Raw genomic sequence first — 26,283 nt, forward strand, 5'->3', positions numbered from 1 at the left:
TTGGTGGCCGTGTTGGTGCCTTCGGGTACTGCGACAGCGGGTTCTGGCTTGGTGATTGCCTTGCCCGAGCAGGTGGTGACGCCCGCTGCGGCAGGTGCGGCGGTGCAGGTCACGCTGCCCAACGGCGGGCCCTTGCCCGCCTGGGTTCGCTATGACGCGGCCACGCAAACGCTGGTGACCAATGCGGTGCCTGCAGGCGCGTTCCCGTTGTCGGTGGTGGTGACGGTGGGCGGCCAATCGACGGTGGTGCAGATTTCGGAGTCGAAGTCGAATCCATAAAAAACATACAACCTCTCAATAAACTTCGTAGGACAACGCCATGCGCAAACCATTTCAATTGACTTCAGGCTTTTTGGCCTGCTCAGTTTTTCTCCTCACTTGGAGTCAGAGTTGCAACGCGCAAGATGCTTCAGCCATGCTCAACAATGCCTATGTGACTGTGAACGGCCAAGCGCAGTCCAACGCCCTTGCTGAAATCTTGCTGCGTGAGCAACTTGGACGTGGCGCCAGTGACTCGGCAGAACTGCGCCAAGCTGTTCGTGATGGCTTGATCAACCAGGCGCTGATGGCGCAAGAGTCACGCAAAGCCAAGCTTGATCTCAACCCGCTGATTCAGGCGCAGATTGAATTGGCGAAGCAAAATATTTTGGCCCAAGCTTGGCAACAGCAAATCATGGGTGGAGCGCCCCCCAAGGAAGATGATTTGAAGGCTGAATACGATCGACAAATGGCTCGCATGGATGAGAAAGATTACCTGCTGCGCCACCTGCTTGTGACACAAGAAGCCACTGCGAAGCTTTTGCTCGAGAAAATTCAGTCCGGTGCCAAAATGGCCGATCTGGCCAAGGAGTATTCACAAGACTCACAAAGCCGAGAGCGTGGCGGCTTGACAGACTGGGTCAATGCCACGGACCTTTCACCAGCACTGGCGCAATCGGTCAAGACAGAGGCAAAGGGCAAGCTTGTTGCGAAACCCATCAAGTCGGATGCCGGCTGGCATGTGCTGCAGGTTGAAGACGTGCGCCCTTTTAAGGCACCTTCTTTGACGGATGTCAAACCGCAGTTGGCGGTGATTTTGGCCCGACTTGCTTTGGATGCGCGCTTGAAAACACTTCGCCAGGAAGCCAAGATTCAGTAAGTTAGAAAAACAAGCACTTGGCGCAAATGCTGAGTGCTTTTTTTTGGCCTATCGGCACTCACCATCTTCAATGGCACCGAATCGTGTCATGAAAAGAGACGGTCGCAGGGGTTGTGTAGTTCCCCTAAACCGTTATTTCTTGTTTTTGAAGCGCGCGATGGCCTCTTTCAAATCTCGAAACTCTTCGCAAGAGAAAACACAGGCTTTGTCCAAGCGCGCCAACATCTGTTCAGCGCCTGCAAGGTCGTTCTTCATGAGAAAAAGTTCGCCGTAATACTCCAAAGCGCCCCTGTGTTTGGGGTCAATCTTCAGCGCTGATTGGTAAAAGCGCTCGGCTGCGGCCAAATCTGGGGGAGATTTTTTTCGCTGCGCATAGCCCAGCAGGTTATTCCAATCGGCTGAGTTGCTTTGGTTGGCCGCTTCCAGCGTGCTGATTGCCCCTGAATAATTGTTGGCCTTGATTTCTTTTTGGGCTTGAGCTTGCCAAGATGACGCAGGCTCAGATGTGCTGGTGTCAGCCGCATGCGCAAGCACAACACAGGCAGCCAATGCCAAGGCGAAAATTTGTTTGGTTTTGAACATGATTTGATTCCTTGAAATTTTGACAAGATAAAGAACTCAGCACGGGTCGCTTATTCAGGCCGTCACCATGCCTTGATGTCGCAGTAAGGCGTCCAGGCTAGGCTCGCGGCCCCGAAAGGCTTTGAACGATTCCAGCGCCGGGCGGCTACCGCCGGCTTCCAAAATCGCCTGGCGGTACAGGCGGCCGGTTTCCACGCTGGGCGTGCCGTCGGCTGCGGCGGTTTCTTCAAAGGCAGCGTAGGCATCGGCGCTCAGCACCTCGGCCCATTTGTAGCTGTAATAGCCGGCGGCGTAACCCCCTGCAAAGATGTGGCTGAAGGTGTGGGCCATGCGGTTGAAGGCGGGCGGGCGCATCACAGCCACTTCGTCGCGCACCTGCTGCAGCAGTGGCATGAAGTCTTGCGCCGGGTCGTGCTCAGAGTGCACCAACATGTCGAACAGCGAAAACTCGATTTGGCGCAGGGTTTGCAAGCCGCTTTGGAAGTTTTGGCGGCCAGCATCTTGTCAAACAGGGCGCGGGGCAGGGGCTCGCCCGTGTCCACATGCGCCGTCATGTGGCGCAGCACCGACCATTCCCAGCAAAAGTTTTCCATGAACTGGCTGGGCAATTCCACCGCGTCCCACTCGACGCCGCTGATGCCCGAGACATCACGTTCGCTCACTTGCGTCAGCATGTGGTGCAGGCCGTGGCCAAACTCGTGGAACAGGGTGATCACATCGTCGTGCGTGAGCAGGGCGGGTTGGCCGTTCACGCCTTCGGCGAAGTTGCAGACCAGGTGGGCCACGGGGGTTTGCAGCACGCCGGTGTCGGGGCGCTGCCAGCGCCCGCGCACGTCGTCCATCCAGGCGCCGCCGCGCTTGCCGGCGCGGGCTGGGGGGTCGAGGTAGAACTGGCCCACCCGTTGGCCCTCGCGTTCGATGCGGTAAAAGCCCACGGCGGGGTGCCAGACCGGGGCCTGGTCGGCACGGATGCTGACTTCGAACAGGGTTTCGATGATCTTGAACAGCCCGGCCAACACTTTGGGGGCGGTGAAGTATTGCTTGACCTCTTGCTCGCTGAAGCTGTACCGGGCTTCCTTGAGTTTTTCGCTCAGGTAGGGCACGTCCCAGGCGTTCAGCGGGCCAGTGATGCCCAACGCGTTGGCGGCGAATTCGCGCAGGTCGGCCAGGTCTTTTTCGGCAAAGGGCCGGGCTTTGACCGCCAGGTCGCGCAAGAAGGTGGTGACTTTTTCGGGCGACTCGGCCATCTTGGGCACCACCGACACTTGGGCGTAGTTGTCAAAACCCAGCAGGTGGGCTTCTTCCTGGCGCAGGGCCAGGATTTCTTTCATCAAGGGCGTGTTGTCGAAATGTTGGGTGGCTTCCGGGGCTTGGTCCGAGGCGCGGGTGACGTGGGCTGTGTAGAGTTGCTCGCGCAAAGCCCCGCTGTCGGCAAACTGCATCACGGGCAAATAAACCGGCATTTTGAGCGACAGGCGGTGGCCTTCTTTGCCTTCTTTTTGGGCGGCATCGCGGGTGGCCTGAACCACGTCGGCGGGCACGCCTTGGAGTTGCTCTGCGCTCACGTACAGCGCGAATTTTTCGGTGGCGTCCAACGTGTTCTCGCTGAACTTTTGGGTGATCTCGGCCAAGCGCTCCTGAATGGCGGCGTAACGCTCTTTGGCGGTGCCCTGCAGCTCGGCACCGCCCAGCACAAAGCCGCGCAGGGCGTTTTTGCGGGCTTGCGTTTGTTCGGTGTTGAGGCTGGCGGCGTCAATGGCTTTGTATTTGGCGTAAAGGCGTTCGTCGCTCCCCAAGCGTGTCCAGAACTCGGTCACGCGGGGCAGGGCGGCGTTGTAGGCGGCGCGCAATTCGGGGGTATCGGCCACGCTGTTGAGGTGTGAGACTGCGCCCCAGGCCATGCCCAGTCGCTCGGTGCTCACGTCCAGGGTCTGGGCGATGGCTTGCCAGTCGGCCGGGAAGTCGGCGGTGGTCACGCTGTCCAGCGCCTTTTCTGCGGCGGCCAGCAGTTCGTCCAGGGCCGGGGCCACATGCTCGGGGGCGATGCGGTCAAACAAGGGCAGGTCGGCGGTGTTGAGCAAGGGGTTGGTCATGAGGGTTCCAAAAATCGATTCGATCAATCATTACTTTGTATCACTTGGAGGCGCGTTCTGCCGCTTCAAGGGTGTTGACCAGCAGCATGGTGATGGTCATGGGGCCGACGCCGCCGGGCACGGGGGTGATGTGGCTGGCGACTTGTTTCACGCCTTCAAAGTCCACATCGCCACACAGCTTGCCTTCGTCGTTGCGGTTCATGCCCACATCCAGCACCACCGCGCCGGGCTTGACCATGTCGGCCGTGAGCACGTTGCGCTTGCCTACGGCGGCCACGATCACATCGGCTTGCAATGTCAGGGCTTTGAGGTTTTGGGTGCGCGAGTGCGCCACCGTGACGGTGGCATCTTTTTGCAGCAGCATCAGCGCCATGGGTTTGCCCACGATGTTGCTGCGGCCAATGACCACCGCGTGTTTGCCGCGCAGGTCGAAGCCAATGCTTTCGAGCATCTTCATGCAGCCGTAAGGCGTACAGGGCCAAAAACCTGGCATGCCGGTCATCAAGGCCCCGGCGCTGGCGATGTGAAAGCCGTCCACGTCTTTGGCGGGGCTGATCGCTTCGATCACCTTTTGTGCGTCGATGTGCGCGGGCAGGGGCAGTTGCACCAGGATGCCGTGGATGCTGGGGTCATTGTTGAGCGCTTCGACGCGGGCCAGCAAATCGGCCTCGGTCAGGGTTGCTGCGTACTTCTCCAGCACCGAGTGCAGGCCGCTGTCTTCGCAGGCTTTGACCTTGTTTCGCACATAGACCTGGCTGGCGGGGTTGTCGCCCACCAGCAGCACGGCGAGACCGGGGGTGATGCCCTGGGCTTTGAGGGCCAGGGCGCGGGCAGCGACGTCGGTGCGCAGTTGTTTGGAAAGCAGGTTGCCGTCGATCAATTGGGCGGTCATGTGTGAGATATCAAAGGGGCAGGGGGAAAAATGCAAAACGCCCGGCAGCTGCGGGCGTTTCAGTCAGGGGTGGTCGGATCAGGCCTTGGGTGCGTTTTGCCCCAGCGCGATCTTGAGCAAATCGGCCACGGTGTTGGCGTTGAGCTTTTCCATGATGTTGGCGCGGTGCGCTTCCACCGTCTTTATGCTGATGCCCAGATCGTCGGCGATCTGCTTGTTCAGGCGACCGGCAACGATGCGTTCGAGCACCTGGGCTTCACGGCCCGTCAGCTTGGACAGCAGGGCATCGCGGCTGGCCGCTTGTTGGTAGCCCGCAAACGACTCTCGGGCTTCGTCCAGCATGCGCTCGACCAAGCCCAGCAATTCTTCTTCCTTGAAAGGTTTCTGGATGAAGTCCATGGCGCCTTTTTTCATGGTCGTGACCGCCATGGGCACGTCGCCATGGCCAGTGATGAACACGATGGGCAGTGGGGATTTGCGCTCGATCAGGCGGTCTTGCAATTCCAGACCGGTCATGCCGCCCATGCGGATGTCGGCGATCAGGCAGGCCACTTCGCGCGGGTCGTAGCGGCTGATGAAAGATTCGGCACTGTCAAAACAACGCACCCGGTAATCCTTGCCTTCGAGCAACCACTGCAAGGAATCGCGCACCGCTTCATCGTCATCGACAACATAAACCGTGCCTTTTTTCGGTATCAAACTCATTCGTTTACCCCAGTGGTTTGTTGTGTGTTCAGTTGGTTTCGACCGGTATCCAGAAGGAAAATCGACATCCTGTCACTTCGGCAGAATTGTAGAGGTTCTCGGAAGTGATCCTGCCCTGGTGAGATTCGATGATGCTGCGGCACAAATTCAGGCCAATGCCCATGCCTTCTACTTTGGTCGAGAAAAACGCCTCGTAGACCCGCTCGGTGTCTTCCAAGGGCAAGCCCTGCCCGGTATCAGTCACCGAGAACTCGACCACCGATTGCTGGCCGAGTTGTTTGGGCACGATGCGCAATTCGACCTGGCGCTGCCCAGCGGGGCGCTGGGCGTTGTCGATGGACTCGGCCGCGTTCTTCATGAGGTTGATCAGCACCTGCTCGATCAGGATCGGGTCCACCATCAGTTGGGGCAGGCGGGCGGCCACATGGTGGGTCAGGCGCACGTTGCGCCGGCGCATCTCGATCTCGGCCAGCTCCAGCGATTCGTTGACCATGGCCGAAACGTCGGACAGCGTGCGATTGGGTTCGCTGCGTTTCACAAAACTGCGGATCCGCAAAATGATCTGACCGGCTCTTTGGGCCTGACGGGCTGTTTTGTCCAGTGCCGCCAACAGGTCTTGTTCATTGACTTGTTGTGCCTTGATGCGTGAAATCATGCCGCTGCAGTAATTGCTGATGGCCGTCAGCGGTTGGTTCAACTCGTGCGCAACGCTGGACGCCATCTCGCCCATGGTGATCAGGCGACTGGCAGTTTGGGCGCGCTCAGCTTGTTGCTCGGCCAACTCTTCGGCCTGGCGGCGCGGCGTGATGTCGCTGGCGATCACCATTTGCGCCAGACGCCCGTCGGCCCAGTTGATGTAGCGCGAGCGCACTTCTAGCCACTTGCCCAGATCGGGCAGAAAAATCTCAGCGTTGCCCGTGGAGGCAATCGTCAGGCTCTCGGTGGGCAATCCCGCCAGGTCATCGACATCTTCGGATGCTTGCTCGCCGCTGTAGGCACCCGCCTCTTGAACCAGGCGCAAATGGCCCTCGGTGTTCTGTCCAAACCAAAGACGGTAGAGTTTGTTGGCAAACAGCAATTCTTGGCTGCCCAACGGGGCCACTGAGACCGAGGCGTCGAGGGCTTCGAGCACGATGGTGAAGCGCTCGTGCGAGCTGGCCAGTTGCTCGCGAATGCGGTTGGGCTCGGTGATGTCGGTCATCGAGGTCATCCATCCGGTTTGTTTGCCCGTGGCATCGATCAAAGGTGAAACGTACATGCGGGAATCAAACAACTGGCCGTTTTTGCGCTTCACACGCACCTGAAAACCACCCGCCGAGTGCTGGCCACTGATTTCTTCTTCCAGCCGCTTCATGAGCAACTCGCGGTCTTGATCGGGCCAATAAGGAAAAGGCGCCACGGCCCCGACCAAGTCGGCCTCGCTCCAGCCCGTCATCTGGCAAAAGGCGGGGTTGACGTAAGTGATGCGGCCGCGCAAGTCCAGCGCGCGCATGCCTGTGAGCATCGAATTCTCCATGGCGCGGCGGAAATTGGTTTCGGCCACCAGGGCCTTTTGCGCCTGCAGTCGCCTGCGCGTGTGACGCCAATTGCCGATCAGCATCCAGCCGGTCATCACGCTGAGCACATTGACCAGCCAGAAAAGACCGCTGCCCACCAAGCCTTGGGAGGTGCGCCAAGCCTGCGCCCGCAGGACCAGGTCGTTGCCCACGGGGGAGACAGGGACCTCGTAATCGTTGCTGCGCCTGTCGCTGCCCGGCAGCACCCACCACATGGCGATGCGCTCGGGAATGACCTGACCGGCCAACAGACGGCTGCTGCCATCTTGCAGAGCTACCGCGTACTTGGCCAGCACCTCGGTCGGTATGCCGTAGCGCAGCAGGCCTTCCATGCCGTATTCGGCCAGGATCACCCCGCTGAAACGCCCTTGGTCGTTGGTCAGAGGGGTGTGCAGCTGCAGCACCGACATCTGGCTGTCGCGGTCGGCCTCGGCATCGAGTTGGCCATAAATGGGCTGCATCAGGTCGCGAGCCAGACTGAAATGGCTTTCGGTTTCGCCAATTTTGAGCACCGTGCCCGCACGCAGTTGCTGGCTGGGTGAGATGCTGGAAATACTCTGGTTGGCCACGATGCGGCGGCGGTCATCAATCCAGGTCAATGACAAAAATTCAGGGTATTGCTGCACCAATGCCTCGGCGCGCGATAAAAACTGCTCGGTGCGAATTTCTTTGTTGGACACATCCCGCGCGAGACGCATGACTTGTTCTTGCCGCTCCAGCAAGCGCAGGCGCAGCCGCTGTTGGGCGTATTCGACATCGCGCTTGATGGCTTCTTGCTCGCGATCAATTTCTTCGACCCGCAAATACCAAAACGCGCTGGCAATGGCGGCCAAAAAAAGCACCACGGCAGCCACCGGGGCCAGGTTGGCGAAACGGTCCTGGCGATTCGGCGATTGACTGCGCCACCACGACAGCCACCAGGCCCATGGGCCGATTTTGGTCACTACCGATGCTGTTTTGTTCAATTCCATGTCCTGAGTTTAGAGGACAAGGCTTGGATGTCTGATTTCTAAGGCATTCAAAAATTTGCGTCATCCCTTCTTAAAATTTCATAATACAAAACATGCGTGCACTATTTGAAATTTTTTGGAAATCGTGGGAAAATTCAGGCATCATTTAAGTAAGACACCCATTTCAGGAGACAAACATGACAGCGGCAACACCACAACAACCGGGCCGTGACCTGGACGCCCAAGAGACCCGTGAATGGATGGACGCCCTGTCCGCAGTGATCGAAAAAGCGGGTCCCGCGCGCGCCCACTTTTTACTGGAAGAGCTGCTGGAAGAAGCCCGCCAGCACAGCATCGATTTGCCGTTTTCGGCCACCACGGGCTACGTCAATACCATTGAGCCGCAAGAAGAAGAACGATCGCCCGGCAACCTGGAAATTGAAGAGCGCTTGCGCGCCTACATGCGCTGGAACGCCATGGCCATGGTCGTCAAGGCCAACCGCCACAATCCTGAAGACGGCGGTGATTTGGGTGGCCACATTGGCTCGTTCGCCTCTTTGGCCAGTTTGTTTGGTGCGGGTTTCAACCATTTCTGGCACGCTGAGAGCGCCGAGCCTGGAAAAGAACACGGCGGTGATTGCCTCTACATCCAAGGCCACGTATCGCCTGGCGTCTATGCCCGTGCCTACCTTGAAGGCCGCTTGACCGAAGAGCAGTTGCTCAACTTCCGTCAAGAGGTCGACGGCAAGGGTTTGTCCAGTTATCCGCACCCCAAGTTGATGCCTGAGTTTTGGCAGTTCCCCACGGTGTCCATGGGGCTGGGTCCCTTGATGGCGATTTACCAGGCGCGCTTTTTGAAGTACCTGCACGCCCGTGGCATTGCCAACACCGAAAACCGCAAGGTCTGGGTGTTCTGCGGCGACGGCGAAATGGACGAGGTTGAGTCTTTGGGCGCCATCGGTTTGGCCGCCCGTGAGAACCTTGACAACCTGGTCTTCGTGGTCAACTGCAATCTGCAACGCTTGGACGGCCCGGTGCGCGGCAACGGCAAGATCGTGCAAGAGCTTGAAGGTGAGTTCCGTGGCGCGGGCTGGAACGTCATCAAGCTGCTGTGGGGCTCCGGTTGGGACGCTCTGTTGGCCCGCGACAAAGAGGGTGCGCTCAAAAAAATCATGATGGACACGCTGGACGGCGACTACCAGGCCATGAAAGCCAACGACGGCGCCTATGTGCGCAAACATTTCTTTGGTCGCGATCCACGCACCTTGGAAATGGTGTCCAAGATGTCTGACGAAGAAATCTTTGATCTGCGCCGCGGCGGACATGACTCCAAAAAGGTCTATGCCGCTTTCCACAAAGCTGTGAACCACACAGGCCAGCCGACCGTGCTGTTGATCAAGACCGTCAAAGGTTTTGGCATGGGCAAAGCCGGCGAGGGCAAGAACAACGTGCACCAGACCAAGAAGCTGTCGGACGAGGACATCAAAGCCTTCCGTGACCGTTTCAATATCCCGGTGCCAGACAGCGAGCTGTCCAAGATTCCGTTTTACAAGCCTGCGGACGACACCCCGGAAATGAAGTACCTGCACGAGCGCCGCAAGGCCTTGGGCGGCTACTTGCCCCATCGCCGCACCCACAGCGATGAGAGTTTCACAGTACCGTCGCTTGATACATTCAAATCGGTCATGGAGCCCACTGCCGAAGGCCGTGAAATCTCGACCACCCAAGCGTATGTGCGCTTCTTGACACAGTTGCTGCGAGACCAGGCCTTGGGCCCCCGCGTGGTGCCGATTTTGGTGGACGAGGCCCGCACTTTCGGTATGGAAGGCCTGTTCCGCCAGATCGGTATTTACAACCCCGCAGGCCAGCAGTACACCCCGGTCGACAAAGACCAGGTCATGTACTACAAGGAAGACAAAGCGGGCCAAATTTTGCAAGAAGGCATCAACGAAGCTGGCGGCATGTCGAGCTGGATTGCTGCGGCCACCAGCTACAGCACCAGCAACCGCATCATGGTGCCGTTCTACGTGTATTACTCCATGTTTGGCTTTCAGCGCATTGGCGATTTGGCCTGGGCGGCGGGCGACATGCAGGCACGCGGCTTCTTGCTCGGCGGCACCTCGGGCCGCACGACGCTCAACGGTGAAGGCCTGCAGCACGAAGACGGTCACAGCCACATCATGGCAGGTACCATCCCCAATTGCGTGTCGTATGACCCCACCTTTGCACACGAAGTCGGCGTTATCCTGCACCACGGTTTGAAGCGCATGGTCGAGAAGCAAGACAACGTGTTTTATTACATCACCTTGCTGAACGAAAACTATGCAATGCCAGGCCTGACGCCCGGCACCGAAGAGCAGATCATCAAGGGCATGTATTTGTGCAAGCCCGGAGCCGTGCTACCGAAGGGCACCTCCGATGCCGGAGACAAGCGCGTGCAACTCTTGGGATCGGGCACCATCCTGCGCGAATCGATTGCCGCCCAAACCCTGCTGGCCACCGATTGGGGCATTCAGGCCGATGTGTGGAGCTGCCCAAGTTTTAACGAAATGACACGCGACGGCCAAGACGCTGAGCGACACAACATGCTGCACCCGATGGAAACACCGCGTGTGTCGTTTGTGAGCCAACAGCTGGCCCAGCACAGTGGCCCCGTGGTTGCATCGACCGACTACATGAAGGCCTATGCCGAGCAGATCCGTCCGTTTATTCCAAAAAATTCGGATGGGTCTGGCCGCACCTACAAAGTGTTGGGCACCGACGGCTTTGGCCGTTCTGACTTTCGCAGTAAGCTGCGCGAGCACTTCGAGGTCAACCGCCACTACATCGTCGTGGCCGCCCTCAAAGCGCTCAGTGAAGACGGCGCACTGCCCGTCAGCCAAGTGGCTGAGGCGATCAAAAAGTACGGCATCAAAACCGACAAGATCAACCCCTTGTACGCATAAAAACTGGAGACGAACATGGCATTGGTAGAAGTTCAAGTCCCGGACATCGGGGATTTAGATGAAGTGGCCGTCATTGAGTTGATGGTCAAAGTGGGCGACTCGGTGAAAGCCGAGCAGTCGCTGATCACGGTGGAGTCCGACAAAGCCTCGATGGAAATTCCGTCGAGTACGGCCGGGGTCGTCAAAGAAATGCGCGTGGCGCTGGGTGACAAGGTCAAACAAGGCTCGGTCGTGATGGTGGTGGAAGCTGCTGGTGAGTCTGCTGCACCGGCTGCTGCACCTGTCGCCGCTGCAGCCCCTTCGCCTGTGGCTGCACCCCTGGCTGCCGCAGCGCCTGCTGCATCTGGCCCCGTGCAAGTGCACGTGCCCAACATTGGCGACTTCAAAGACGTGGCCGTCATCGAAGTCATGGTCAAGCCGGGCGACACCATCAAGGCCGAGCAATCACTCATCACCGTCGAGTCCGACAAGGCCTCGATGGAAATCCCGTCCTCACACGCGGGCGTGCTCAAAGAGCTCAAAGTCAAAGTGGGCGACACGGTCAATATTGGTGACCTGTTGGCCATTTTGGAAGGCACCGTGGCTGCTGCTGCGCCTGTGGTGGTGGCTGCGGTTGCTGCGGCCCCAGCAGCTTCTGCGGCTGTGGCCTCGGCACCCGCTGCTGCGCCCACCCCAGTGGCTGCAGCTTTGGCTGCCGTTGCCGCGCCTGCCCACGCCCCTGGTGGCAATACCGTGGGCTTGCCGCACGCGTCGCCCTCGGTGCGCAAGTTTGCCCGCGAGCTGGGTGTGCCTCTCGCAGAAGTCAAAGGCTCTGGCCTCAAAGGCCGGATCACCGAGGCCGATGTGCAAGCTTTCACCCAGGCCGTCATGTCGGGTGCTGCGCAAACCATAGCGCAAGCAGCCAAAGCGCCTGCGGCTTCGGGTGGTGATGGTGCTGGCTTGGGCTTGATCCCATGGCCGAAGGTCGACTTTGCCAAATTCGGCCCCATCGAGCGCAAAGAGATGGGCCGCATCAAGAAGATCAGCGGTGCCAATCTGCTCCGCAACGCCATCATGATCCCGGCCGTCACCAACCACGACGACGCCGACATCACCGACCTCGAAGCCTTCCGCGTGTCGACCAACAAAGAGAACGAAAAGTCGGGCGTCAAAGTCACGATGCTGGCTTTCTTGATCAAGGCCTGCGTGGCCGCGCTCAAGAAATACCCCGAGTTCAACAGCTCGCTGGATGGCGATGCCATCGTCTACAAAAACTACTGGCACATCGGCTTTGCGGCAGACACGCCCAACGGTTTGATGGTTCCGGTCATCCGCGATTGCGACAAAAAAGGCATTTTGCAAATCAGCCAGGAAATGGGCGAATTGGCCAAGAAGGCGCGTGACGGCAAACTCGGCCCCGCAGAAATGACCGGCGCCACCTTCACCATCTCCAGCCTGGGAGGCATTGGTGGCAAGTACTTCACGCCCATTATCAACGCGCCCGAAGTGGCCATCCTCGGTGTGTGCAAGAGCACCATGGAGCCGGTGTGGGACGGCAAGCAGTTTGTGCCGCGCCTGATGCTGCCCCTGTCTTTGACGTGGGACCACCGCGTCATCGACGGCGCCGCAGCGGCACGCTTCAATGCGTTCCTCGGTCAAATCCTCAGCGACTTCCGTCGGGTATTACTCTAATCCTTGGGGGCGGACCCAAGCGCAGCTTGGCTCGGCCCCCAACCTCCTGAGAAGAACATGGCACTCATCAATATTCAAGTTCCCGACATCGGCGACTTCGACGAAGTCACCGTGATCGAGCTGATGGTCAAGGTGGGCGACACCGTCAAATCTGACCAAAGTCTGATCACCGTGGAGAGCGACAAGGCCTCCATGGAAATTCCTTGCAGCCACGGTGGCGTGGTCAAAGAACTCAAGGTCAAGCTCGGCGATAAGGTCAAACAAGGCTCGGTGGTGTTGGTGCTGGAAGGCGAGGGCGCTGCGGCGGCCCCGGCTGCCGCTGCTGCTGCTCCAGTGGCTGCTCCGTCATCTGCACCTGCTGCAAACGTAGCTGCACCAGTGGCATCAGCCCCCGCACCCACTGCCTCATCGTTTGGCGGTTCTGCCGATATCGAATGCGATGTGCTCGTGTTGGGCGGTGGCCCCGGCGGTTACTCGGCGGCGTTCCGTGCGGCCGACCTCGGTTTGAACGTGGTCATCGTTGAACGTTACGCCACCTTGGGCGGCGTGTGTTTGAACGTGGGTTGCATCCCTTCCAAAGCCTTGCTACACGTCGCAGCGGTGATGGACGAAGTCAGCCACATGGCCGATCTGGGCGTGGACTTCGGCGCGCCGGTGGTCAACATCGACAAGCTGCGCGGGCACAAAGAAAAAGTCATTGGCAAACTCACAGGCGGCTTGGCGGCCATGGCCAAGATGCGCAAGGTGACTACCGTGCGCGGCTTGGGCCAGTTTGTGGGTGCCAACCACCTCGAAGTGTCTGAGACCACCGGCACCGCGCAAGAACAAAACGGCAGCAAAAAAGTGATCGCTTTCAAGAAGGCCATCATCGCTGCAGGCTCGCAAGCCGTGCGTTTGCCTTTCATGCCCAACGATCCTCGGGTCGTGGACAGCACCGGCGCTTTGGAACTCAAAGAAGTGCCCAAACGCATGCTGATTCTCGGTGGCGGCATCATCGGCCTAGAGATGGGCACTGTTTACAGCACGCTGGGCGCACGCCTGGACGTGGTGGAAATGATGGACGGTCTGATGCAAGGCGCCGACCGCGACTTGGTCAAGGTCTGGCAAAAGATGAACGCCAAGCGCTTTGACCACATCATGCTCAACACCAAAACCGTGTCAGCCAAAGCTTTGCCTGAAGGCATTGAAGTCACTTTTGCCCCGGCGCAAGAAGGAGGCACCGCCCCTGCACCCCAGGTTTACGACTTGGTGCTGCAAGCCGTGGGCCGCACACCCAACGGCAAAAAACTCGCCGCTGAAAAAGCGGGTGTGTTTGTGACCGACCGCGGCTTCATCAACGTGGACATTCAAATGCGCACCAACGTGCCGCACATCTTCGCCATTGGCGACATCGTGGGCCAGCCCATGTTGGCGCACAAGGCGGTGCACGAAGCACACGTGGCGGCAGAAGTGATTGCGGGCGAACTGCAAGGCAACAAAGAACTCGCTGCCGCTGCGTTCAACGCACGTGTCATCCCCAGCGTGGCCTACACCGACCCCGAAGTGGCCTGGGTGGGCCTGACCGAAGACCAGGCCAAGGCCCAAGGCATCCAGGTCAAGAAGGGCTTGTTCCCTTGGTCGGCTTCTGGCCGCGCCATTGCCAACGGCCGTGACGAAGGTGTGACCAAACTGCTGTTTGACGATTCACCCGAGGCCCATGGCCACGGCAAGATCCTGGGCGGCGGCATGGTGGGCACGCACGCGGGCGACATGATTGGGGAGATCGCTCTCGCCATCGAAATGGGCGCAGACGCCGTGGACATCGGCAAAACCATTCACCCGCACCCCACGCTGGGCGAAAGCATCGGCATGGCGGCAGAAGTGGCGCATGGCAGTTGCACGGACGTGCCGCCTGGCAAGAAGTAAAAGTTTCAAACTCCAAATCAAAAAGCCCGTATGGGGAACCGTACGGGCTTTTTGTATTTTGGATCTCGTCCAGCACCAGCACGCAGCTGCCCGCTTGGGCCGCGAGCGCTCGGCTCGCTTGCCATTGGGTGCCCAGCCAGACTTGGCCTTGCAGACCGGGGCCATCGGCACTGGCACTGTCACTGTGCTGGGCTTTGGGGCTGGTGCTTGTTCAGACAAAGCCCGAACTGGCAACGGTTCGGGCTTTGTGCTTTGTTGGGCGGCTCCATCACCGAAAAATACTGCGCACTTGGACAGTCTTTTGACCATCGCATTTGTGTTACAGTTTTTTGGACCTCTTCTTAGATCTGCCCAAGTTGCTGTTAACGGTATCTGTCGGATGCTTGAAGGCCCTGGCGGCGCTGGCTGTATCTTTCCTCACTCAATATCGGAAAAATCCATGGGTCATACTGAATTTGTATCTACAAAAACGGACTGGCCTTTTAGCGTTCGACCACTCACGCCCCATTTAGGAGCGGAGATCAGCGGAGTCAATCTGTCAGATGAAATGACGCCCGAAGTCCTTGCCGGCATTCACCGCGCGTTTTTGCAATACCAAGTTCTTTTGTTTCCGCCCCAAGACGTTCCACCTGCACAGCAAGTCAAGTTAGCCCAATGCTTTGGAGAAGTTCAGGTCCATGTGATGAACCAATACCATGCCGACGGATTTCCTGAGCTGTATCGGCTCTCCAATCTGAACGCCGAGGGCAAGCCTAATGGCAAGCATCCCGACAAAGGCACCATGCAATGGCATACCGATGGATCTTGGCAACGCGTCACTGGGCACGCCACTGTGATTTACGGTGAGGTGATGCCTGAACCAGGTCAAGGCGGGCAAACCCACTTCTGCGACATGTATGGCGCCTATGAACGGTTGAGTCCTGAATGGAAAAAACGCATTGCCAATTTGCGCGCAGTGCATAACCTTGATTTTTCACGCACGCGCAGGCATGGCGAAGACCCTATGACTGAAGACCAGCGCAAAGCTGTGCCTCCAGTCGATCAACCTATCGTTCGTACCCATACAGAAACGGGCCGAAAATGTTTGTATTTAGGCGACCATGCGGAATACGTTGTGGGTATGCCTTACGAAGAAGGCCGTGCTCTGATTGAAGAACTCAACCGAATGGCCATCCATGCAGACTTGTCTTATGAACATGACTGGCAAATACACCAACTCATTGTTTGGGACAATCGTTGCTTGCTTCATAAAGCCACCCCTTACGACCCACACACCCAAAGCCGGGTGATTCGTCGTTGCACCGTTGTAGGTGAAGTTCCTGTTTAAAGCGCGAATACGCCAAAACAGCTAACCGCTGAGAGGCAACACCACAGACGAACACATCCCGGTGGGCGGGCATCAGCAACACAATGACGCCTTCGATCAATCTTGAGTCACGTCAGAAATTCTTCAACTTCAGGGTCTTTCAAGGTCAACAACTCCACACCCTCCTGAAGTTGAAAATGACCTGCTTGCAATTGTGCAATGAACAAGCGTAAAAATGCGCGGGAACATGGCATCAGATCGCGCGCAGTCGAGCGCGAAATTTGAATGGCGCGATGAAAATCGCCAAAATCCAATGCCCTGTGTGTGGTCTGGGCATGCGTCGAAGATTGACAACTCAAGCTGGGTAAAAACGTCATTCCCAAGCCCGCCGCGATCATGCCCACCAAGGTGGATTGCTGATCGACTTCGATCAACGGCACTGGACTTTGAATCTTGTCGAGCAGCGGATTGACCATGTCTCTGATAGCCCCACGCCGCATCACGATGAACTGCTGACGCTGCAAATCTTTCAAGCGAATTTGTGGGTGTTGTGCCAACGGGGCTGCGCTGCAGCCGACCCACCGCAAACGGTCTTTCAGGATGGGCAAGTTCTTGAAACTGTCGCCTTTTTGGACATTCGAAAAAATAGCGAAATCACCTTCACCCGTTTGCATCAACAAGCGCAGTTGAGGGTCGGGATGGTCATGCACTTGAATCTCGACCTCCGGATGCAAGTCGCCATAGGCCTTCACCACCATTGGAAGCAGCAGATGCGCGACAGAGGGGATGCTGAGCACGCTGACACTGCCGTGCTGCCCATTTGCCCACTGTCGTGTGTTGTGCAGCAAGCGGTTGTTCATTTCCAGCACCCGCTGCGCATCCCTGAAAAACACGACCCCCGCGGGAGTCAGCTGAAGAGAGCGGGTGGTGCGAGTCATGAGTTTGACCCCAGCGATGGTTTCCAAATTTGCAATGGCCTGACTGAATGCAGGTTGACCCATGTGCAACTGATGGGCCGCTTTGACCATGGAGCCCGTTTCGATGGCGCTGACAAAGGCTTGTAAATGCCGAGGGTTAAAGTAATTCATTTAAATCAAATAATGATTCATAAAAATCGATTTGTAGCATGGAATGAAGTTGGCTAGCATGGACCACAAGTTGCCCCAGAGACCCATTGCCCATGAAAACCGTTTTTGTTTTATTCGACTCGCTTAATCGCAAAGCCTTGAGTTGCTATGGCGGCAAAGACATCGCTACCCCCAATTTTCAACGCTTGGCAGACCGATCTGTGGTGTTTGACAACCATTACGTGGGCAGCTTGCCCTGCATGCCCGCACGACGTGACTTGCACACAGGTCGACTGAATTTTCTGCACCGCGGGTGGGGGCCGCTGGAGCCGTTTGACCATTCTTTTGCAGCGCTGCTGCACAAACACAATGTCTACAGCCATTTGATTTCAGACCACTTCCATTACTGGGGAGATGGTGGTGCCACTTACCACAACCGTTACGACACCTACGATTTCATCCGTGGGCAGGAAGGCGACCCTTGGAAGGCGATGGTGGACCCGCCTTGGAAGCGTTTCAAAGAGATGTACCACTCCGTTCAGTATTCAGAGCAGCGGCGCAACAAGTTGTCGCGCAACATGATCAACCGCGAACACATCAAGGAATACCCAGACTTTCCATCGGTCAGGTGCTTTGATTCCGGCTTGGATTTTCTCAACACCAACCAAAGCGCAGACCAATGGTTGCTCCACCTGGAAACGTTTGATCCGCACGAGCCTTTTCACGCACCCAAAGAGTTTCGCCAAGCTTTTTCGACCGATTACAAAGGCCCCACACTGGACTGGCCCCCCTATGCGCGCGTGACCGAGACCTTTGACGAATGCGAAGAGTTGCGCGCCAACTACGCTGCCATCATCGCGCTGTGTGACCACGAGTTGGGGCGTTTGCTGGACCATTTTGATGCCCATGATTTGTGGAAAGACACCGCTTTGATCGTGACCACTGATCACGGTTTTTTGTTGGGTGAGCACGATTGGTGGGCGAAAAACATCATGCCTTGTTACAACGAAGTGGCGCACATTCCGTTGTTCATTCATCACCCCAAGCATGTGGCGCAAGCCGGCACCCGAAGGCAATTGCTCACCCAAACCATGGACATCATGCCCACGCTGATGGACATTTATGGTGCGCCGTTGCCACCCGAGGTGTCAGCCCATTCTTTGCTACCCGCCTTGGCAGATGTGCAGTTGCGCAACCGTGAAGCCTGTATTTACGGTGTTTTTGGCAGCGCTGTGAACGTGACCGACGGGCGATACACCAGCTTCATTTATCCGCCCGATGTGCATGGGGGCAATTTGAATCAGTACACCTTGATGCCCATGCACATGAAAGAGTTTTTCAGCATTGACGAGCTGCAGCAAGCGCAACTGGTGCCTTCGATGCCCTTTTCGAGGGCCGCTCCGGTGATGAAAATCCCGGCGACGCCCAAATCGCCTTTCTACAACCACCAAGGGCCTGGCACCTTGAAAGACACCGTCTCTGCGGTGTTTGATTTGCAAACCGATCCTTTGCAAAAAACACCGTTGACGGACCCCCTCATCCAAGCGCGGATGCACCAATTGGCGATAGACCAAATGAAAGTTCAACATGCACCGGCTGAATATTTCGACCGGCTTGCGCTGGCCGCATGACCTCTGTACTTCACTTAAAAAGGACTGAACGATGAAATTCTTGATGGCATTCTTAATTTTGATGAGCCCAATTTTCGGGGCTTGGTCGCAAACCGACTTCCCCAACAAACCGATCACTTTGGTTGTGGCCACCCCGGCAGGGGGTGCAACAGACAAAACCGTACGTTTGCTGGCCAAGCAGTTGCAACTCAAGTGGAAGAACGGTGTTGTGGTTGAAAACAGGGTCGGCGCTTCAGGCAATATTGCCTCAGCTTATGTGGCCAAAGCCAACCCTGACGGCTACACCTTGCTGGTGTCTGCCGGGCCATTTGGTATCAATCCCAGCCTGTTCAAAACCTTGCCTTTTGACACCAAAAAGGACTTTGTACCCGTTGCACAGATTTCCAGCTTTGCCAGCGTGCTCCTGGTTCACGAATCCTTCCCAGCCAGATCATTGAATGACTTCATTGCCGCGGCTAAAAACCCCAAAGAACCGCTGGCCTATGCTTCAGCTGGCAGCGGAACCGCGCAACATCTGGGTGTGGAGCTGTTGAAAAGCAAACTCAAATTGAACCTCAACCACATTCCCTATAAGGGCGGAGCACCCGCCATGAACGACTTGCTGGCGGGTCATGTCAAAGTCATGTTGGCAGGCATGGGCGATGCCAGCCCCCATCTGAACTCGGGCAGGGTCGTGCCACTGGTCACCACAGGAAAGACCCGTTCGGCCTTGTTGCCCAACATCCCAACCCTGCAAGAGTTGGGAATTTTGGACTTTGACGCTTCCGGCTGGTGCGGCTTGCACGCCCCCGCCGGAACACCTGCTGAATTGATCAACAAGATCAACCAAGATGTCATGGCCGCATTGGCCGATCCTGCCGTGCGTCAAGGCATGGCCGCCATGGATGTCGAGCCTCGGCCCACCACGGTTCCAGAGTTCAGGCAGTTCATGGACAGTCAGTTTGTCAAGTGGAAAGAGGCTGTCGAATTCTCTGGCGCCAAAGCAGATTGAGCCATTTGCCCATGCCGTCTTTGGCCGTTTGCCCCACGGTTCGCCTTCAGGCAGGTCATTACGTTGCAGAAATTTCGCCCTCTGCTGGAGGGCGTCTGCTGTCTTTGACACACACACATGGAAGCGCGCCCATCGATTGCATCGTGCCTTGGCGCGGCGAAGAGCCGTTTCACACGCATGACTGGCCCAAAGCGGGCGCCTTTGTGATGCTGCCCTTTACCAACCGGTTAGCGCCTGCGCAGTTCATGTGGTGTGGCAAAGACATCACACTCGACAACGCGTCACCGACCCAGCAGGGATTGCATGGCTTTGGACATAGAAGTCCTTGGCAGCTGCTGCAGACCACAAACAGCACTGCAGAACTGCAAATGGGGCACGCCGGTGCAGATGCCGAATGGCCGTGGTCATTTGAGGCCAACTTGACATACCAGCTCAGTGAGGAAGGGTTGCGGGTCCAAATTTCTGTCTGCAACACCGCCGCAGAGGCCATGCCCTTGAGCTTGGGTTGGCATCCTTTTTTGCCTTACGCAGCGGCAACGCCTAACCCAATTGATGTATGGCGCGTTCACGCACAACGACAACATGTGATTGGATTAGACGGTTTAGGCCATGCTGAAGCTTCTATGACGCAAGGTCCAATGCAAACCTTTCCCTTGCCCGTAGAGCAAGCGGGCACCGTCGCCTTTGAGAATTACAGCGGCCAAATCAAGCTGCCATTGACCCGGGACTGGCAATTGACGCTGCGCAGCCAACATGCCCCACATTTGCTGATTCACACCCCATTGGGCTTCAATCATGTTTGCGTGGAGCCGATCACTGCTTTGCCGGGTGCATTGCGCAGCGCTGCGACTTCACACAAGCTGCTCAGCTTGTTGCCTGGCGAGAGCCGCTCCTTGGTTTGCAGCTTGGGCTTGGAGGATGCCTCTGACACGGGCATCAGAGCCGCTTCACAACCCGCCAGTTTTTGATTTGGCTTTGTACCGTGCTGGATCTCATGTCTTGAATGCGGCAGGAGTGGCTATGTTGCGCTGGCGTCGGAGGTGGTTGACGACGCGGGTGGACAACGGCAAAACCATCCACGCCCATCTCATGCTGTCCCTGGCGCAGGACAGGATGCTGAGTTGGAAGACACGCCCTTCAACGACCCCCAATCGAAACACTGCTGGCCTTAGGCAAGCGCCTGAGGCCAGCAGCAAAACTTCAGCGATCGGTCATGAAGCAACTGCGGAATTCATGGTGACCGTTTTGCTCAAGGTGCTGGTGAAGGTGCGGTTGGTGATGGTGTTCACAAAGAACCATTCGCCCTTGGCTTCGTTGGCCGTGAACGTCATTTTCAGGTAGCCGCGCTGGGATGCATCCATCCACTTCAGATCGTCGATCACCCCTTCAAAAATGCCTTTGATTTCAGCGGGTTTGAGTGTGACCAAGTATTCCTCCAGCCCTGGTGAGCTCACCGAGCCGGTGGCAAACTCTTCGCCTGCTTTGGTCCCGGCCGGCAGACCACCAGGGATTCCACCTTTCAAGGTCAGATGGCTGTGCCAAGCGTTGTGCGTGTCACCCGCCAGCACCACCAGGTTCTTTTTCAACTGCAAAGCTGTAGAAAGCAAGATCTCACGTGTCACTGGATAACCATCCCAAGCGTCCAAGTTGTAGCCCACTTTGGGGTTCTTGGTTGTGTCCATCAGGTCTGTTTGAGCAGGGTCGCGCAAGCTTGCTGGCGTGTTCTTGGCCACAATGTAATCGGTCACTGCTTTGTTGCCCGCAGCTTGGGCAGCGGCGGATGTGTCGGTGCTGTTCAACGCAGCCAACGTCGAGGCAGGGAACTCCATGCGTGCCATCAAAACTTGCTGACCCAGCACTTGCCAAGTGGCTGTGCTGGTCGCCATTTGGGTGGTCAGCCAGTCCATTTGGTCTTTGCCAAGCAATTGACGTGTGGGTGAAGTGATGGCGTTGAAAGCCGCGCCTTGAGCTGCGGCTCCCTTGAGTCCGAGCAAGTCAGTGATGGCGACCTGCTGATCGCGGCCAATCAAGCGGGTGTCCAGCATGTGCAAGCTGACCAACTTGCCAAAGTCGAAACTGCGGTAGATCTTGGCCCTGTCAGAACCTGTGCGGATCGGCATCCATTCGTGGTAAGCCTGTAATCCTGCTGCGCGGCGTGCGGCCCATGAGCCTTCAGTTGCAGGTGTGTGGTTTTCAGCGCCATCTTTGTAGGCGTCGTTGGCGGTCTCATGGTCGTCCCACACCGCGATCATCGGTTTGAGGGCATGCAGGTTCTTGCTGTCTGGGTCGCTCTTGTATTGGGCGTGGCGGAGGCGGTAATCGGACAACGTCAAAATTTCATTGGCTGGTGCAGAAACTCGTCCCAAGGTGGCCGCTGTGGTGGAGGCATAACCTGTGGCGGCGTATTCGTAGATGTAGTCGCCCAGGTGCAATGCGTATTCGGCATCGCTGTTGGCGACTTCGGAATAAACGTTGAAAAAGCCGGCAGGGTAATTGCTGCAGCTCATCACGGCCAATTTGAGGCTGGTGGCGGTGGTGGGCAAAGTGCGGGTGCGGCCAACGGGGGACGTGGCCGTGCCGCTGACAAATCGGTAGAAATAGCTGGTGCCCGCCAACAGGCCAGTGGCATCGACTTTGGCCGTAAAACCTGTGTCGGACTTGGCTTCGACAGTGCCTTGGGACACGATTTGTGTGAATGCCGCATCGAGGGCCACTTGGTACTGCAAGGCTACTGGGCTGTCATAACCGGGATACTTGGCGTGGGTCCAGAGGATCACTTGGGTTGCCAAGGGGTCGCCACTGGCCACACCGTAAAGGAACTCAGGCTGAGTCGAAGATCCGCCGCAAGCGGACAGGCTGGCACCTGCAGTCACGGCGGCAGAGACGCTGGCCACTTTGATGATGAACTCACGGCGGGAAGGGGTGTGCGACATGCGCGGCTCCAGTGGCGTTGTTGAAAAAGTGACAATAGTCACTTTGACAGTGCTCAGTGAACCTTTCATGACAGGCCGCATGTACCGCCGCGGTCTTGGCTGAAGTGGGCCGAGGCTTGCCACACCATGAAAGCCGGATTTTCACATCGTGTCTGAATTTAAGGTGTAAATTTGCGAAAAACGCAAACCCGCTTGAAGAGGACCCGTGCGCATGCAAGCTACCCATCTGGCATCCCACCGATTTGGTTATTCGCAGCCCCAACTGCAAACCCTCGGACATGATCCAAGGTCTTGGGTCTTGGCGCAGTTTGAGCACCCCGCCTCGTTTGACCCAGAAGGTCTGGTCGGCAGTGCGAAAGCTTGGCAAATCACGCGCGATGTATTGCAAGCCGCACTCAATCCAACGACCCCACCCAACACCAACCCTTCCCAAGACCCCTTGGGTCCTATGACCCCGGCGCGGCAGGTGCTTCGCCAAACCAATCTCCTTGGGCTTGGCAAACGCTGGCAACACATGACGCAGACGACGACGCCTGTGGCAGAACGCTGGGTGCAGTTTTGGGCCAATCATTTTTGTGTGGCCGCGACCAAAGGAAGCACCTTGGCATTGGTCTGGCCGCACGAATACGAAGCCATTCGCCCGCATGCATTCGGCCCTTACAAATCGCTTTTGCGCGCTGCCATCGTGCACCCCGCCATGCTGCTCTATTTGGACAATGCGCAATCGATGGGCCCGCAATCCACGGCAGGGCGCCGACGCGACCGGGGTCTGAACGAAAACCTGGCCCGCGAATTGCTCGAGCTGCACACCTTGGGGGTGAAGGCGGGCTATACCCAAGACGATGTGACCCAAACAGCCAAATTGTTAACCGGTTGGACTGTGGGCCCCAATACCGCGGGTGTGACGCGGTTCATGGACAACCTGCACCAACCGGGCAAAAAAATCATCTTGGGCAACACCTACCCCGAAGGCCCTCAAGCGCTGGATCTGCTGCTCACCGACTTGGCCAGGCATCCTGCATGCGCTGACTTCATGGCCAGCAAGCTTTGTCGTCACTTTGTCACCGATGCGCCGCCGGCAGCGCTGGTCCAAGCCGTTGCTGCGCAATTTAGCCGCACCGATGGCGATCTCAAAGCCGTGGCTGTGGCTTTGTTTAGCCATGATTTGGCGTGGCAAGAAGATCTCCCTCCCAAATTCAAGCGGCCCGAAGAGTGCCTGATCTCGGCCCATCGCCTGATGCAAAAGAAAGTCACCAACGTGGAAAATTCTGCGTATTGGGTGCAAACCATGGGGCAAGCCATGGCGCGTGCGCCTTCACCCCAGGGCTGGCCCGATCTGAGCGCGGATTGGCTGTCGCCTGATGCGGTCATCAAACGGATTCAGTGGGCTGAGCGGTATGGCGAGTTGTACGGCAAAGACATCGATGCGAGAGACTTGATGCAACAAGCTTTCGGCCCCAACTTGAGCTCCAGCACCGCGCAAACCATCGCCCGTGCAGAAAGTGGTGCACAAGCGCTGGCGTTTGCATTGGCCAGCCCAGAATTGATGCGGAGATAAGTCCATGGCCCGTCCAACATTTTCGCGCCGCGCGCACCTGCAACAACTGGCCCTGGGGGCTGGACTCGCAGCAACGGGCCTGCTGCCTGCGCGTCTCGCTTTGGCTGCCCAAGCGGAGAACAATCTGTCCGAGCAGCGCTTGGTGGTGGTGCTGCTCAGGGGCGCTTTGGACGGCTTGTCTGCTGTGCCAGCAATGGGCGACCCCGCTTGGGCAGCCTTGCGCGGTGGTGCAGAAACACCCACTGCGGTGCCATTGGACAGCACCTTTGGCATGCACCCCGGCTTGGCGCAATTGCACCGTTGGTATCTCAACAAAGAATTGGCCGTTGTGCATGCTGTGGCCAGCCCTTACCGTGAACGGTCGCACTTCGATGCCCAGCAGCAACTTGAAAGTGGCGGCGAGCGGCCCTTTGTGCTCAGCACCGGTTGGTTGGCGCGCGCCCTGCAAGCCACGCAGCATTCTGCGGTGGCCATGACACCCGCCATGCCCTTGGCTCTGCGTGGCGCTGACCGCGCCAATACCTGGACGCCCAGCCGCAGGCCCCACAAATCGCAAGACACGCTCGACCGCATCGCCGCCATGTACGCCGACGATGTTCCTCTGGCAAGCGCCTTGGCCCAAGCCATGGCGCAGCAAGACAAGTTCATGGGTGCAGAACCTTCAACGGGTGCAGGTTTAACCGCTTTGGCCAAACAAGCAGGGGCCTTTTTGTCCGCCCCTCGTGGCCCGCGCGTCGCTTGGCTCGAAGTGGGTGGATGGGACACACACAGCCAACAAACAGCGCGACTGGGCCGGTTGCTGCCTGCGTTGGACGAAGCGCTGGCGGTTTTGCGTGAATCGCTCTCGGTGCATTGGGCCACCACCACGGTCTTGGTGATGACTGAATTTGGCCGTTCCGCCGCCATGAACGGCAGCCAAGGCACTGACCATGGCACAGCAGGTGTGGCGTTTGTCGCGGGTGGCCAGGTTGCCGGTGGCCAAGTCCTCACCGATTGGCCGGGACTGGGACGCCACCAATTGCTGGACGGTCGGGACTTGCGGCCAACGCTGGACATACGCTCCCTCATCATGCCGATTGTGCAAAGGCAATTTCAGTTGAGCACGGGTGCGATGAACACGGTGCTTCCCAGTGCAACTCAGCCCCTCGACAATTTGTGGCGGGTCTGATTTTTTTTTGGATCGGGTGGCCTGTCGTTATTTTTAGAGTTTGAAGAAGGCTGTTGGGCAGATGCTGGCGTTTTGTGGCAATGGCGATCAGCACGCAAGTGAAGGCTGCGCTCCATAATGCGTCTTGACCGCGTTCCCGTTCAGGAGTGTCATCAAACGTCTTAGGGGCGTCTCGGTGCGCACGAACCTCCGATGACAAGGTTCCATTCCAGAATAACGCGTCTCGGTTCACGCCAAGATGGATCCACAATCCGATCTAGCATGAGCTGCACGGCGACCTCTGCGCTGCGGTGATAGTCGTAAAACAGAGCGGTAACTGGGGGATAAATCAGCTCCAAGGTCTCCTCTGTGCCGATGCCAATGATCGAGAAGTCGCGCGGAACATCCATCCCTTTGTTGCGCACCACGTGCAGCGCTCCCGACAACATCTGCGTACCCAGAGCTATCAGAGCTGTCGGAGGTAACGCTAACTCAAGCATTCGGGTCATGGTGTCCCGCGATGATTCGAGCCATGAATCTGGCATGAAAACCAGGCCGGGATCGTATGCCAATCCTGCATCATCCAAAGCCGCGCGATAGCCACGCAACTTTTCGCGTCCCGGCGCGAGGTTGGCACCCGATACGAAGAGAGCAATACGTCTGTGACCAAGCGTCAGCAGGTAATCCATCGCTTGCCTCGTGCCTGCGGCGTGGTTCATGAGCACACTGTCGAAATCAGCACCCAAGTCTCTTTCCACGACAACCACTGGAAGAGGTGTCTGACTGAATGGACAGTCCTTCGGATCAGGATATTCGAAGCTGGGAGAAGCAATGATTCCTTCAAGCCTTCGATTTTCATAGAAGGCGACGAGCTCGCGGTCTCGCACCGGTTTGTCGGACGTTCCAACAAGCAGCGAGTAGCCGGCTTCGCGGGTCAGGCGCTCCACCTCGCTCAAATGGGCGGCAGGCACCGGATTCGCAAAGTTGGGGAGCATATAGCCAATCGCCTTGCTGCGACCCGTACGCAGATGTCGCGCTGTGAAATCAGGTTCATACCCAAGCGCATCAACGGCACATAAAACACGCTTGCGCAGGTCCTCGCTCGAATAACCGCTGTCGTTGAGTACCCGCGAAACACTGCCGATCGAAACACCGGCGGCGGCAGCGACATCACGCACTGAAATGCGACCGCTCATGGTTTACGAGTATGAAA

Annotated in this window: 18 protein-coding genes and 2 pseudogenes; 12 read left to right on the plus strand and 8 right to left on the minus strand. The window is 57.6% G+C overall.

Annotation, left to right across the window (positions count from 1 at the left end):
- Both Q0O99_RS06135 and Q0O99_RS06140 read left to right on the plus strand, forming a co-directional pair.
- On the plus strand, positions 1 to 279 hold a 279-nt coding region (locus Q0O99_RS06135), incomplete at its 5' end, for a hypothetical protein (RefSeq protein WP_293749594.1).
- Positions 280 to 319: 40 nt separating this feature from the next.
- Positions 320 to 1,138, plus strand: a complete 819-nt coding sequence (locus Q0O99_RS06140) for a peptidylprolyl isomerase (RefSeq protein ID WP_293749596.1) — start codon at positions 320 to 322, stop codon at positions 1,136 to 1,138.
- Between the two features lie 132 nt (positions 1,139 to 1,270).
- On the opposite strand, the gene Q0O99_RS06145 is transcribed toward Q0O99_RS06140, so the two are convergent.
- From Q0O99_RS06145 to Q0O99_RS06165, 5 genes and pseudogenes are all read right to left on the minus strand, one after another.
- The gene (locus Q0O99_RS06145) at positions 1,271 to 1,720 is read right to left on the minus strand and encodes a tetratricopeptide repeat protein (RefSeq protein WP_293749598.1); all 450 of its coding nucleotides are present in this window, start codon (positions 1,718 to 1,720) and stop codon (positions 1,271 to 1,273) included.
- A 54-nt stretch (positions 1,721 to 1,774) separates the two neighbouring features.
- Positions 1,775 to 3,813 (minus strand): annotated as a pseudogene (locus tag Q0O99_RS06150) (M3 family metallopeptidase).
- 40 nt (positions 3,814 to 3,853) lie between these two features.
- Complete coding sequence (gene folD / locus Q0O99_RS06155) at positions 3,854 to 4,705, minus strand: bifunctional methylenetetrahydrofolate dehydrogenase/methenyltetrahydrofolate cyclohydrolase FolD (RefSeq protein WP_293749600.1); 852 nt, start codon at positions 4,703 to 4,705, stop codon at positions 3,854 to 3,856.
- 78 nt (positions 4,706 to 4,783) lie between these two features.
- Entirely contained in the window at positions 4,784 to 5,410 is a 627-nt protein-coding gene (locus Q0O99_RS06160) for a response regulator transcription factor (RefSeq protein WP_293749602.1), read from the minus strand.
- Positions 5,411 to 5,438: 28 nt separating this feature from the next.
- Entirely contained in the window at positions 5,439 to 7,937 is a 2,499-nt protein-coding gene (locus Q0O99_RS06165; RefSeq protein WP_293749603.1) for a PAS domain S-box protein, read from the minus strand.
- 176 nt (positions 7,938 to 8,113) lie between these two features.
- Here Q0O99_RS06165 and aceE point away from each other — a divergent pair, with 176 nt between their 5' ends.
- From aceE to Q0O99_RS06185, 4 genes are all read left to right on the plus strand, one after another.
- The gene (aceE, locus tag Q0O99_RS06170) at positions 8,114 to 10,861 is read left to right on the plus strand and encodes a pyruvate dehydrogenase (acetyl-transferring), homodimeric type (protein ID WP_293749604.1); all 2,748 of its coding nucleotides are present in this window, start codon (positions 8,114 to 8,116) and stop codon (positions 10,859 to 10,861) included.
- A gap of 15 nt (positions 10,862 to 10,876) precedes the next feature.
- Positions 10,877 to 12,532: a dihydrolipoyllysine-residue acetyltransferase gene (gene aceF, locus Q0O99_RS06175; protein WP_293749605.1), complete on the plus strand. Its 1,656-nt coding sequence runs from the start codon at positions 10,877 to 10,879 to the stop codon at positions 12,530 to 12,532.
- A 57-nt stretch (positions 12,533 to 12,589) separates the two neighbouring features.
- Complete coding sequence (lpdA, locus tag Q0O99_RS06180) at positions 12,590 to 14,437, plus strand: dihydrolipoyl dehydrogenase (RefSeq protein ID WP_293749607.1); 1,848 nt, start codon at positions 12,590 to 12,592, stop codon at positions 14,435 to 14,437.
- A 301-nt stretch (positions 14,438 to 14,738) separates the two neighbouring features.
- Positions 14,739 to 15,764 carry a TauD/TfdA family dioxygenase gene (locus tag Q0O99_RS06185; protein WP_293749609.1) on the plus strand — a complete coding sequence of 342 codons (1,026 nt, stop codon included), beginning with the start codon at positions 14,739 to 14,741 and terminating at the stop codon, positions 15,762 to 15,764.
- Positions 15,765 to 15,871: 107 nt separating this feature from the next.
- Here the strand turns inward: Q0O99_RS06185 and Q0O99_RS06190 are convergent, their stop codons facing one another.
- Entirely contained in the window at positions 15,872 to 16,831 is a 960-nt protein-coding gene (locus tag Q0O99_RS06190; RefSeq protein ID WP_293749611.1) for a LysR family transcriptional regulator, read from the minus strand.
- A 92-nt stretch (positions 16,832 to 16,923) separates the two neighbouring features.
- On the opposite strand from Q0O99_RS06190, the gene Q0O99_RS06195 reads away from it, so the two are divergent.
- The 4 genes and pseudogenes from Q0O99_RS06195 (at position 16,924) to Q0O99_RS06205 (ending at position 20,400) form a co-directional block, all read left to right on the plus strand.
- Entirely contained in the window at positions 16,924 to 18,441 is a 1,518-nt protein-coding gene (locus tag Q0O99_RS06195) for a sulfatase (RefSeq protein ID WP_293749613.1), read from the plus strand.
- 31 nt (positions 18,442 to 18,472) lie between these two features.
- A complete protein-coding gene (locus Q0O99_RS06200; RefSeq protein WP_293749615.1) occupies positions 18,473 to 19,432 on the plus strand; it encodes a tripartite tricarboxylate transporter substrate binding protein in 960 nt (319 codons plus the stop codon).
- Positions 19,433 to 19,443: 11 nt separating this feature from the next.
- Positions 19,444 to 19,983 (plus strand): annotated as a pseudogene (locus Q0O99_RS17530) (hypothetical protein); the annotation flags it as partial.
- Between the two features lie 72 nt (positions 19,984 to 20,055).
- Entirely contained in the window at positions 20,056 to 20,400 is a 345-nt protein-coding gene (locus Q0O99_RS06205; protein ID WP_293749617.1) for a hypothetical protein, read from the plus strand.
- A 243-nt stretch (positions 20,401 to 20,643) separates the two neighbouring features.
- Here Q0O99_RS06205 and Q0O99_RS06210 read toward each other — a convergent pair whose 3' ends face one another.
- A complete protein-coding gene (locus Q0O99_RS06210) occupies positions 20,644 to 22,365 on the minus strand; it encodes an alkaline phosphatase D family protein (protein WP_293749618.1) in 1,722 nt (573 codons plus the stop codon).
- Between the two features lie 211 nt (positions 22,366 to 22,576).
- On the opposite strand from Q0O99_RS06210, the gene Q0O99_RS06215 reads away from it, so the two are divergent.
- Together Q0O99_RS06215 and Q0O99_RS06220 are read left to right on the plus strand one after the other, a co-directional pair.
- Positions 22,577 to 23,923: a DUF1800 domain-containing protein gene (locus tag Q0O99_RS06215; RefSeq protein WP_293749620.1), complete on the plus strand. Its 1,347-nt coding sequence runs from the start codon at positions 22,577 to 22,579 to the stop codon at positions 23,921 to 23,923.
- 4 nt (positions 23,924 to 23,927) lie between these two features.
- Positions 23,928 to 25,091, plus strand: a complete 1,164-nt coding sequence (locus Q0O99_RS06220; protein ID WP_293749622.1) for a DUF1501 domain-containing protein — start codon at positions 23,928 to 23,930, stop codon at positions 25,089 to 25,091.
- A gap of 161 nt (positions 25,092 to 25,252) precedes the next feature.
- Here Q0O99_RS06220 and Q0O99_RS06225 read toward each other — a convergent pair whose 3' ends face one another.
- Positions 25,253 to 26,266 (minus strand): LacI family DNA-binding transcriptional regulator, encoded by a 1,014-nt coding sequence (locus Q0O99_RS06225; RefSeq protein ID WP_293749624.1) that lies wholly within the window; start codon positions 26,264 to 26,266, stop codon positions 25,253 to 25,255.
- Between the last annotated feature and the right edge of the window lie 17 nt (positions 26,267 to 26,283).

The sequence above is a fragment of the Limnohabitans sp. Rim8 genome, assembly GCF_945901735.1.
Lineage (GTDB): Bacteria > Pseudomonadota > Gammaproteobacteria > Burkholderiales > Burkholderiaceae_C > Limnohabitans_A.